This is a genomic window from Flavobacterium anhuiense, from assembly GCF_900101855.1.
Taxonomy (GTDB): domain Bacteria; phylum Bacteroidota; class Bacteroidia; order Flavobacteriales; family Flavobacteriaceae; genus Flavobacterium; species Flavobacterium anhuiense.
Genome location: NZ_FMVC01000012.1, coordinates 1 through 10,454, shown reverse-complemented (window position 1 = coordinate 10,454; position 10,454 = coordinate 1). Strand labels below are relative to the sequence as shown.

Sequence of the window (10,454 nt, the reverse complement as noted above, 5' to 3'; positions counted from 1 at the left end):
GAAATAAAATTTGAAGAGATATTATCTGATAATGGAGCTGAATTTGGAATTAAAACCAGCAAGGTAAAAAATCAGCATCCTTTCGAAAGAATGCTGATGGAGCTCGGGATCGTACACAGATACACCAGACCTTACCGCCCACAGACAAACGGCAAGGTGGAGAGGTTTTGGAGAACTCTGGAAGAGGATTTATTGCGAGATACTGATTTTGATTCTCAAGAAGAGTTAAAAGAGGAATTGCTGCAATATTTATATTATTACAATCATGAAAGACCGCATCAGGGAATTGATGGAAAAAAGCCAATCGAAATGATAAATCCGTTACCGAAATAAGTAACTTTTACAATTTCGACGAAGGAGAAATCTTCGCGAGAAGCTCTACAAAGATTGGATATTCATTACGGAGTTACTTGTGGAGATTTCTCCTTCGTCGAAATGACAAGATTGTGGCACATTCCTTATTGTGATTGCTTCGTTCCTCGCAATGACTACTTCGGACTTGTAGCTATTACAAACTTCAAATTGTTCTTCACTCCTATCTGTAAAACATCTACTAAGTCTTGAACTTGCAGATTAAACGGAATTCGAACTACAACGGTTTGTTCTTTATCTGTTCCTATTTTTGACATTAAACTCGTTTCCAAGTTTTCAAAATCTACTTCCTGTTTGTCAATGTAGAACTTTTTATCTTCTGTAACCGATAAACTAATTAGCTGTTTATTGGTCTTTTCATTCGCTTTAGCTTTTGGCAAAGTCATCTTAATCACATTCGGATTTGCCAGTGTTGAAATAATTAAGAAAAACAACAGCAGGAAAAACATGATATCGCTCAAAGATGAAGTCGCAACTTCGGCGTGAAATCTTCTTTTTCTTTTAATAGACATGGCTTATGCTCTTTGAATTATATTGACAAATTCTAAAATCTGTTTCTGAATTTTTAAAGCAAAATTATCAATCTTTCCGTTCAATAAGTGGTATGCGCTATAAGCGATAATCCCTACAATTAATCCAGAACCAGAACTGATCATTTTCTCGTATAAACCTCCAGAAATGTTTCCGATACTAATATTTTCGGTAACCGAAATGCTATAGAAAATTTTGATAACCCCGGAAATTGTTCCGATGAAACCTAACGTTGGCGCAATACCTGCGATAAGTCCAAGATGGCCTAAATGCCTTTCCATTTCTCCAATTTCGATATCGGCAGCGCGGTCCATGTTGGCTTCAATCTCAGCAATTGGTCTTCCGATTACTAAAACTCCTTCTTTCAAAATATTTCCGGCCGCAGTATTATTTCTTTCTACAATTGTTCTTGCCAATTCAATATTTCCAGAATGTAATTTTTCACCAATATCTTGCATTAATCTGCTGTCAATTTTAGACGCTCGGCTAATGTACATATAACGTTCAAAAATTAGGTAGATCGTATAAAACAGCAACAACGCGATTGGAATTAAGAACACTCCCCCTTTCATGATGAAACCAAACATTGAAATTTCATTTTGCGGTGCCGCGATCTTTTCGACCACTACATTTGAAGCATTTGCGATTGTATCTGTTTGTAACTGAATAAAAGTAAACATATATTAATTCTGGTTTTTAATAATTAATTCTAAAAAATATTTGAAATTTGCAATAAAGATAATTTTCGCTGTAATATTAAACTACAAAAATCGAAATTTATTTCAATCAACAACCATTTTATCTAAACAAATGAACTATCAAGAGACTACCAATTGGATGTTTAATCAGCTTCCAATGTACCAATTGCAAGGTGCTTCTGCGTATAAAGAAGATTTAACGAATATCAAATTATTGGCAGCCCATCTTGATAATCCGCAGAATGAGCTAAAGTGCATTCATGTAGCAGGAACAAACGGAAAAGGTTCTACTTCGCACATGCTTTCTTCTGTTCTGCAAGAAGCAGGTTACAAAGTAGGTTTGTATACTTCTCCACACTTAAAAGATTTTAGAGAAAGAATTAAAATCAACGGTAAAGAAATCTCAGAAGATTTTGTTATTGAATTTATTGCAAAACATAAATCTTTTTTTGAAGCTAATGATATGAGTTTCTTCGAAATGTCAGTCGGATTGGCTTTTGATTATTTTGCTGCTGAAAAAGTTGATATTGCGATTATCGAAGTTGGTCTTGGCGGAAGACTAGATGCGACTAATATTATCACGCCTTTGGTTTCGGTAATTACCAATATTGGTTTAGATCATACACAATTTTTAGGAAATACACTGGAAGCGATTGCCGGCGAAAAAGCGGGAATTATTAAACCGAATATTCCTGTAGTTATTGGCGAATATACAGATGAAACTAAACCAGTTTTTTTGGCTAAAGCCGAAGAAAACAACGCACCGATTTATTTTGCTTCAGATTTAATTGACCAAATTTATTTATCTGATTTGATTGGAGATTATCAGTTTCACAACAAAAAAACGGTTCAGCAGACAATTTCGATTTTGAACAATGAAACCGATTTTAAAATTTCCGTAGAACAATTAAAAGAAGGTTTAGTGAATGTTGTAAAAAATACGGGTTTGCAAGGCAGATGGCAACAATTGGGAGAAAGCCCAAAAATTATTTGCGACACGGCACACAACAAACACGGATTATCGGTTGTGATGAATCAGCTGAAAAACGAGAAATACGAGAAACTTCATATTGTTTTGGGAGTTGTAAATGATAAAGATTTAGATTCTATTTTGCCGCTTTTCCCAAAAGATGCACAATATTATTTCTGTAATCCAGATTCGTCACGTGCTTTGCCTGCAGAAACTTTAAAAAATGCAGCTGAAAAATTCAGTTTAATTGGAAAAAAATACGATTCTGTTGAAATCGCTTTCGCGGAAGCAAAGAAAAATGCCTCAGAAAATGATTTTATTTACGTTGGCGGAAGCACTTTTGTTGTTGCCGAGTTGCCTTTGAACTAAAATATACTTTTGATGTAGAAAAAACTTCAAAAAAATCATTTTAATAACAAATTCATAAACAAGGAGATATAAACTATTTTTAAAAAAGTTTTATTTTTTATTCGAATTTCTTTGCAGAACTCAAAAACTAGCGTATATTTGCACTCGCAATCACGAAATGATAGCAACCTAGTAAAATAGGGCGATTAGCTCAGCTGGTTCAGAGCACCTCGTTTACACCGAGGGGGTCGGGGGTTCGAACCCCTCATCGCCCACCAAGAAACTCCTTAAGAAATTAAGGAGTTTTTTTTTGTTTATTTTATTTCCAGAATTCCCACCATTTTTTTTCGCCTATTTCCTCTCTAGAAACATTCTCTGAATCTTTCATGTTATTCTGTTGAAGATTTCTATTGTTCGAAACAAAATTTATTTTTCTATCTGTAAATAAAGCAGAAGAATAATCATTCACAAAATTCTGAATTTTAACATCAAAAGAATTGAAATTCATTCGAACATTTTTAAGTGTTTCTTCTTGTCTTTTTTCAACTTTAGCTAGCAATAACAAAATAGTCAATGCATAAGGCTGCTCATCACAAGTTTTATAGGCAAATCTTTCCAAATAATCCAATGCATCATCATTAAAACCACCACAATATGACTGAATTAAATCAATTATGGCTTTATCCTTTGGGCTTTTAATTAATAATTTATTCTCGTAAAAATAAATATCAATTAAATCGATATAATTATTAACAATCAGTTGTTTCTCCTTATCTATTTCAATCAATTTGATAAAAGCTTTTCCACATCCGTCTTTTAAATATAAATCGGAAATTTCATCTACTATTTTATAAGTTTCAGTAGCTTTTAATTTATTTTCAGTTTCATTTAACTCTCCTAAAATTTTCAAAACCCCTTCGTGATGCTCATTCATCTTTCTTCTTTTTAATATTTTAATATAAAAGTAAATCTAACTAATTTATTTTTACGAGTACAATAAATAACAAATCTTCAAAAAGAGGAATTATTCTATTGAAATTTTCTTCAAATCCTGCAAAAAATGTCTTGCAAACAGGTTCGTAAAAGTTATTTTTAAGTTTAATTCAACACAATCTTGTCATTTCGAGGAACGAGAAATCTCACTCGAGTATCGGCACAAATTGGCGATATACTTTACGGAATTTCTAGTGTGATCCTTCGTTCCTCATGATGACAAATCTTTGTCTAAAATTAAGCCTGAGAAACAGAATTCAAAATCCTGACTATAAAAATTGTATTTTTGTTTACCGCTCCCCAAGAAAATCTGTAACATACATTTAAAATCTGTTTTTTACAGTTCTGGTTTATTCACTTAATTATTATCTTTGAATTATGAGCACACTATCAAGACCAAAACACATCGGAAGAAATATTAGCCGTATTCGTGAACTTCGCGATATGAAGCAAGAAGCATTGGCACAAGCTTTAGGCACTAGCCAGCAAACGGTTTCTGCTATTGAAAACAGCGAAACTATAGACGACACAAGATTAGCTGAAGTTGCAAAAGCTCTTGGCGTAACAGTAGAAGCTATTAAAAATTATTGTGATGATATGGTACTAAATATCATAAACAATACTTTTACCAATACTAGCCACGATAGTTCAACAATTAATTCAATTAATGTTCAACCCAATTTTAATCCTCTTGATAAAATTGTAGAACTTTACGGAGAAAAAGAAAAACTTTATGAACGCTTAATCCAAGCTGAAAAAGACAAAGTTGAATATCTCGAAAAAATAGCAAAAGGAAAATAACCTTTTAAAGCATAAAAAAACTCCATTATTTCTAATGGAGTTTTTTTATTATATACTTCACTGATTGAAAACAAATTATCATTCATTATTTTTTATTTTCTCACATACTTTTTCAAGAAGGCTTTTGGTTTGCTTAAAATATTTCATTTTATCATCGATCTCTTTTATTTTGGCTTGAAAAAGCTCCAATGTTTCTGGTTTAGAATCAGTTGTTTCGAACCAGCTGATCAATATTTTCTTTATTTCCGCCAAAGTAAATCCGACTTCTCTCGCTTCTATAATAATTTCTAGACGCTCAATAGTATTAGCATCGTAATGTTTATAATTATTAGAAGTCACATTTTCATCAGTCATTCCCTTGATCATTCCTAAATTTTCGTAATATCTAATCGTATGGATTGACAATCCGGTTTTTTTTGATAATTCGTTTACAAGCATAATTTTATTTTTTGAAAAACCACAAAGCATAGAGTATAGTCTATACTATTTAGATACAAATATACCAATTATTTTTATTTTTAAAATTTCAAAACACGAGAAATGAGATTTCAAATAAAAAACTCCATTATTTTTAGTTAAGCTTTTTTTGAAATTATAAAGAAGCTTTATTTCAATTTCGTCAGCGCTTAGAATTTCTCAGCAAAAACTCACATTAAAAAAAGTCTATTGCTAGCTGATGAACTGCTATACATTTCTAAAATTACCTGCAAATGCCTCACCCCTAAGGTTTTTATTATGCAAAAGCATATTTTTTTCTTGTAAATTTGTGATTCCTTGTAAAATCAGAATACCGCATTCACAACTATAAAACTCGAAAGAGAATTAAACGATTTACAAACAAATGGAAATATTAATAATTACTGGCCCTCCATATTCAGGCAAGGGCACGCAATGCGAAATTTTAAAAGATGAACTTCATTTTGAACATATTTCAACTGGAGACAGATGCCGTTTGGAAAAACAAAATGAAACGGAAATTGGAAAAATAATGTCTCAATATGAAGAAAAAGGAGATTTGGTTCCTGACTCAATAATGAAAGATCTTTTTAGCAAAATATTGGATGAAAATATCGCTGCTAAAGGAATCATTTTAGACGGTTATCCAAGAACTGAACCGCAAGTAAATGATTTATTAGAACTCGTTAAATCTAAAAATCTAGAAATTGGAAAAGTAATTAATATTGACGTTCCAAAAGAAGAACTTTTAAAAAGAGCACAGAAAAGAGCCGAAACTTCTAACAGAAAAGATGACAAAGATGTTAATATTCACCTTAAAAGAATTGCAGTTTTTGAAAGTTCAACCAGACCAGCAATCGAATATATGAAGTCCAAAATTAAAGTTTTAACTTTTGACGGAATGGGCACAATTGAAGAAATAACAAAACGAATTAAGGATAATTTGTAAAAGAACATAAACACCAAAAAACTACTTATTATCTTGGAGAGTTTTTTATTTTTATATTTTCAAGTATTAAAACTTATACTTTTCGAATAGTTCTTCTGAGTTTAAACTAAACTCTTTTACCTTTTCACCACAAAAATTATAAACTATTACTTTTCCTGATTCTTTGCCAACGATACAAATAACCTCATGTATCTCTTTATCAACAATTAACAATCTATGGAATTTCCGAAACAGATACTCATCACCTGTTTCAGTTGATTTCATTACAGCTTTTATTAATATTTCCCCTTTTTCATCTATAATCTCATCAATTCGTTTAACCTTTTTATCATTAGTTTTTCTAAAGAAGAAACGCTTATATCTTGACTTAAACTGAACCTTTTGATGAACTTCTTTTTCTTTACAATTAGGAATCGTAATCTCTATATCTTTTGCCTCAATATTTTGAAATAACACAAGAAAAAGAACAAATGATAGTAGATTTCTTTTTAGCAAACCCATAATTCTTTTTTTTTAGAATTTTATCGTACAAATTTTTGCTTTCTTTTAGCATTTAAAAAATTCCTAAATGGAATATCATAAACCACCATCACTAAATATGCAAAACCAACTAGCAGAATCACAGAAGTTACGACTATCAAAGTCAATTGTGTTGTATCTGGTTTGTAATTGGTATAATAATTTCCAAACATCCATAAAACCGCATAATGCGTCATATAAAGCGGATACGATATTTGGCCAGAAAAGATACAAGCTTTTTTTAATCCAGGTTTTAAAACAGCTCCAGCTCCTAAAGAAATTAGTAACGGAAAATATAATAATACAACCAAAAGTTCCGAAATCCAATTGTATTCTGAAAACGGCATAATAAAAGCTAATAGCAATAAAATAGTCAATCCGCCAAAACCGAGCTTGTTTTTAATAATCCAATTGGATCTATAGATAAGCAATCCTGCTAAAAAAGAATACGAAATTCTCGCACATCCATCCCAAAAAGTTTGTCCGCTCCAGCCTCCTAATAAATTGCCCGAATTATATCCGACATAACAGATTGCAATCGCAGACAATATCGTTAACAGCAATAAAAAACTTCTGGCAATTCTGTAAAGCACAAATGCATAAATGATATTGGCAATATATTCCCAAAACAGTGACCATGCTGGCGCATTAAAACTAAACAAATTGAAACCGCGATCTGCAATAACCGGAAACGGAATAAGAAATATAGAACAGATAAATGTCAAAATAATTTTTCCTGTACTATACAATTCCAAATGACCTCCAAACGGATCAAATAAAAATGCCAACAATCCTAATATTGATCCTGCAATAACTAACGGATGCAATCTTATAATTCTCGATATAAAAAAATGACGAAGTCCCATTTTTGCAATGCGATCATCATAAGCATATCCGATTACAAATCCTGAAAGGCAAAAGAAAAAATCAACAGCTAAAAATCCGTGTCTAATAAAATTCTGACTCGGATCGGTAAAAATCCATTCCATAAAATGAAACACGACAACAGCAAAAGCTGCGACACCTCTTAATCCGTCTAAAATTTCAAAATGCTGTTTTGTTTCAAGAACTGTAATTGACTGGCTTGTACTCATTAGATTATAGTATGCTTATAAATTAGGTGATTTGGTGACATTGCAAGTTCTACAAATAAATATTCAAATCAAAATCAGATTTATTCGATTCAACTGTTAAAATGTTTGAAGTTTCACATTTAAATAACTTTTTACGTTTTTTCACAGAATGCTTTTTTTCTAATTTTGCTGAAAATCAAATTTTATCATGAGTTTTAAAGGTTGTCTGCCTCCTCCAGTAAATTAATAATACGTCTTTAGTATTGACACTTGACTGAATCTTCAGTCCGATTTCTTGTGTCTTTACCTCAATCACATTATTAATATTTAAAATATATCCTCCAAAAAAGGATAGACAACTTCTTATGAAAAAATCTTATTTGATACTGCATTCTGCAGTTTTACTCGCTGGTTTTACTGGCGTTTTCGGAATGCTTATTTCTCTTAATGAAATCACGTTAGTTTGGTATAGAGTATTCCTTGCCTCAATTATACTATTTTTTATTCTAAAAATATATAATCTGAAAATGCTAAAGTCATTTTCTGAAGCACTAAAAATCTCTAAAGCTGGAGTATTAATTACCATTCACTGGATTTTCTTTTATGCCAGCATTAAATATTCTAACATATCAATTGGCGTTGTGTGTTATTGTTTAACTAGTTTTTTTACTGCTTTTTTTGAACCACTTCTCAATAAAAAGAAATTTAATCTGGTTCAAGTTTTATTAAGCATCCTTACCTTATTAGGAATAAGTCTGATTTTCCATTTTGATTCTTCTTACCAACTTGGAATTTTACTTGGAGTAATTTCTTCTTCATTTGCTGCCTTGTATACTATTTATAACGAAAAACTGGTACAATATTATGATAGCAAACTCATTAATTTTTATCAGATGCTTGGCGGAACATTGGTATTAGGCGCAGCTCTGCCATTTTATTTTTATAATTTTCCAAATCAAACCTTTATTCCAAACTTAAGAGACATATTCTATTTATTGATTCTCGCTTCATGTTGTACGGTTGCCCCTTTATGTAATGTTTGCAGAATCCCTTAAAAAGATTCCCGCCTTTACCATAAATCTAACATTCAACCTAGAGCCAATTTATTCCATAATATTAGCCTTTTTATTTTTTAATGAAGGGCAATCGGTCAATTTCTCTTTTTACATTGGAATAAGTTTAGTGATGACTTCAGTTTTATTTCAGTCTATTATTTCTATTCGAAAGAAAAACACCATTGAGCAGCAAATTTCTTAAACATAAAACAAAAAACTCCTTTTATACAAAGGAGTTTTTCTTTTATTTATATATTTTTAATCATTCAAGCCTTTCCCATCTAGAATTCTTGAAATATTTTTTTCTACTCTAGCTTCTCTAGTTTTAGATTGTTTAGGTTGAGAAAAATGAAGCAAATACGCTCGCTGTCTACCAGGTGTCAAAGCATAAAAAGCTTTTTTAAAATCAACATCAGAATCAAATTTACTCTGAAGTTCTTCAGCAATTTCAAAATCAGAAACTTTTTTAAGTTCTACTTTCTGTCCCGATTTCTCAATTTCAGCAGCTTCAAAAATATACCTTTTCAAAATTTCTTTTTTCGCCAAAATATCCTCAACATTAGTAAATCGAACTTGACGTGCTGCCTGCACATTATCCGACTGTTGAATCAAAATATTATCCGGATCTTTCATTAAAGCACCTTTGAAAAACAAAAAAGCGCAATATTCTTTGAAATAATGGATTAATACAATATTGGCTTTTTCGAAAGTATAACAGGGAGATCCCCATTTCAATTCTTCAGACAAATGACAATCTAAAACAATTTCTCTCATTTGTTCAATTTCGGCTTTCCACTTTTCAGCCATTTCAAAATAAAAATCAACTTTAGAATCTGTGCTGTATTTTGTCATAATGGATTAGTTTTTAGTGTTGGAAGGCTGGTGAAGGAATTGTTCAAGATTGGGCAAATATAAGTCGACTAACTGCAATACATCAGTTTTCAACTATTGGAAAGTCTGCTAAATGGCAAGCTCTGTTTTCAAATTTAATTCTTGAAAACTATTTATTCGAATTAACTCTTCCATCGATTTTCAATTTCATTATAGTCAAATTTACAACAAAATTAATACAAAAGCTATCCAAGTAAAAACCAACAATTTTAATCAATTATAACCACTCTAAAGCTCATCAATAAAAAGTTGACCTAGGTTGGCCCCTGAATAAAAATCAATCAAATAAAACATATTAATTAGTCTCACTAATAAAAATACTTAGATGCGGCTAAAAAGGCCTTGTTATTCAAATTCGGGAGATGCCGCTTCCATCCCTAACGCTTGGTCAGGAAAAAAGTTTTAGGGCAGCTGCATTGCGGGATTTCCAAAAATTGGCATAAAACAGAAAACCCCGTTTCGTTTAGAAACGGGGTTTTACAAAAGAAAGGCGACGACATACTCTCCCACATGACTGCAGTACCATCTGCGCTGGCGGGCTTAACTTCTCTGTTCGGGATGGGAAGAGGTGAGCCCCGCCGCAATAACCACCTTAAGGCTATTCGCTGCAAGCAGCTTCCGACTGTTAATTATCAATTGTAAATTATCAATCAGACAATATCTTAACATACTGGGATAAAGAAACAAAGAGTTTTTTTAGAAAGTTCTCTCCTCCCGATTGCTCGGGAGGAAAAGGGTGTGCATAAGCTTACGGATTATTAGTACTGCTCGACTGTGACATTACTGCCTTTACATCTG

At 31.9% G+C, this 10,454-nt stretch carries 13 protein-coding genes, 1 tRNA gene and 1 rRNA gene; 7 read left to right on the top strand and 8 right to left on the bottom strand.

Annotation, left to right across the window (positions count from 1 at the left end; all coding sequences use genetic code 11):
* Positions 1–333, top strand: a 333-nt coding sequence (locus BLP44_RS22805) for an integrase core domain-containing protein (RefSeq protein WP_139159231.1), incomplete at its 5' end; no start/stop codon positions are given.
* 155 nt (positions 334–488) lie between these two features.
* Here BLP44_RS22805 and BLP44_RS22800 read toward each other — a convergent pair.
* The gene (locus BLP44_RS22800; protein ID WP_008464192.1) at positions 489–884 is read right to left on the bottom strand and encodes an ExbD/TolR family protein; all 396 of its coding nucleotides are present in this window, start codon (positions 882–884) and stop codon (positions 489–491) included.
* 3 nt (positions 885–887) lie between these two features.
* Positions 888–1,583: a MotA/TolQ/ExbB proton channel family protein gene (locus tag BLP44_RS22795; RefSeq protein ID WP_008464191.1), complete on the bottom strand. Its 696-nt coding sequence runs from the start codon at positions 1,581–1,583 to the stop codon at positions 888–890.
* Between the two features lie 130 nt (positions 1,584–1,713).
* Between BLP44_RS22795 and BLP44_RS22790 the strand changes: the two genes are divergently transcribed.
* Together BLP44_RS22790 and BLP44_RS22785 are read left to right on the top strand one after the other, a co-directional pair.
* Positions 1,714–2,940, top strand: a complete 1,227-nt coding sequence (locus BLP44_RS22790) for a bifunctional folylpolyglutamate synthase/dihydrofolate synthase (RefSeq protein ID WP_091136663.1) — start codon at positions 1,714–1,716, stop codon at positions 2,938–2,940.
* 179 nt (positions 2,941–3,119) lie between these two features.
* Positions 3,120–3,197, top strand: a tRNA-Val gene (locus tag BLP44_RS22785).
* A 41-nt stretch (positions 3,198–3,238) separates the two neighbouring features.
* Here the strand turns inward: BLP44_RS22785 and BLP44_RS22780 are convergent.
* On the bottom strand, positions 3,239–3,853 hold the full coding sequence (locus BLP44_RS22780) for a hypothetical protein (RefSeq protein WP_091136657.1): 615 nt from the start codon (positions 3,851–3,853) through the stop codon (positions 3,239–3,241).
* Positions 3,854–4,290: 437 nt separating this feature from the next.
* On the opposite strand from BLP44_RS22780, the gene BLP44_RS22775 reads away from it, so the two are divergent.
* On the top strand, positions 4,291–4,713 hold the full coding sequence (locus tag BLP44_RS22775; protein ID WP_091136653.1) for a helix-turn-helix domain-containing protein: 423 nt from the start codon (positions 4,291–4,293) through the stop codon (positions 4,711–4,713).
* Between the two features lie 78 nt (positions 4,714–4,791).
* Here BLP44_RS22775 and BLP44_RS22770 read toward each other — a convergent pair whose 3' ends face one another.
* A complete protein-coding gene (locus BLP44_RS22770; protein WP_091136660.1) occupies positions 4,792–5,151 on the bottom strand; it encodes a MerR family transcriptional regulator in 360 nt (119 codons plus the stop codon).
* A 403-nt stretch (positions 5,152–5,554) separates the two neighbouring features.
* On the opposite strand from BLP44_RS22770, the gene BLP44_RS22765 reads away from it, so the two are divergent.
* The gene (locus BLP44_RS22765; RefSeq protein ID WP_066033493.1) at positions 5,555–6,118 is read left to right on the top strand and encodes an adenylate kinase family protein; all 564 of its coding nucleotides are present in this window, start codon (positions 5,555–5,557) and stop codon (positions 6,116–6,118) included.
* Positions 6,119–6,184: 66 nt separating this feature from the next.
* Here the strand turns inward: BLP44_RS22765 and BLP44_RS22760 are convergent, their stop codons facing one another.
* Together BLP44_RS22760 and BLP44_RS22755 are read right to left on the bottom strand one after the other, a co-directional pair.
* The gene (locus tag BLP44_RS22760) at positions 6,185–6,619 is read right to left on the bottom strand and encodes a hypothetical protein (RefSeq protein WP_091136650.1); all 435 of its coding nucleotides are present in this window, start codon (positions 6,617–6,619) and stop codon (positions 6,185–6,187) included.
* A gap of 20 nt (positions 6,620–6,639) precedes the next feature.
* Positions 6,640–7,731, bottom strand: a complete 1,092-nt coding sequence (locus BLP44_RS22755; RefSeq protein WP_091136646.1) for an acyltransferase family protein — start codon at positions 7,729–7,731, stop codon at positions 6,640–6,642.
* A gap of 344 nt (positions 7,732–8,075) precedes the next feature.
* On the opposite strand from BLP44_RS22755, the gene BLP44_RS22750 reads away from it, so the two are divergent.
* Together BLP44_RS22750 and BLP44_RS23240 are read left to right on the top strand one after the other, a co-directional pair.
* A complete protein-coding gene (locus BLP44_RS22750; RefSeq protein WP_262494201.1) occupies positions 8,076–8,765 on the top strand; it encodes a DMT family transporter in 690 nt (229 codons plus the stop codon).
* On the top strand, positions 8,746–8,967 hold the full coding sequence (locus BLP44_RS23240) for an EamA family transporter (protein WP_262494200.1): 222 nt from the start codon (positions 8,746–8,748) through the stop codon (positions 8,965–8,967). The genes BLP44_RS22750 and BLP44_RS23240 overlap by 20 nt, the downstream gene beginning before the upstream one ends.
* A gap of 56 nt (positions 8,968–9,023) precedes the next feature.
* Here BLP44_RS23240 and BLP44_RS22745 read toward each other — a convergent pair whose 3' ends face one another.
* Together BLP44_RS22745 and rrf are read right to left on the bottom strand one after the other, a co-directional pair.
* Positions 9,024–9,617: a YdeI/OmpD-associated family protein gene (locus BLP44_RS22745; RefSeq protein ID WP_091136642.1), complete on the bottom strand. Its 594-nt coding sequence runs from the start codon at positions 9,615–9,617 to the stop codon at positions 9,024–9,026.
* Positions 9,618–10,141: 524 nt separating this feature from the next.
* A 5S ribosomal RNA gene (gene rrf / locus BLP44_RS22740) occupies positions 10,142–10,251 on the bottom strand.
* Positions 10,252–10,454: the final 203 nt, after the last annotated feature.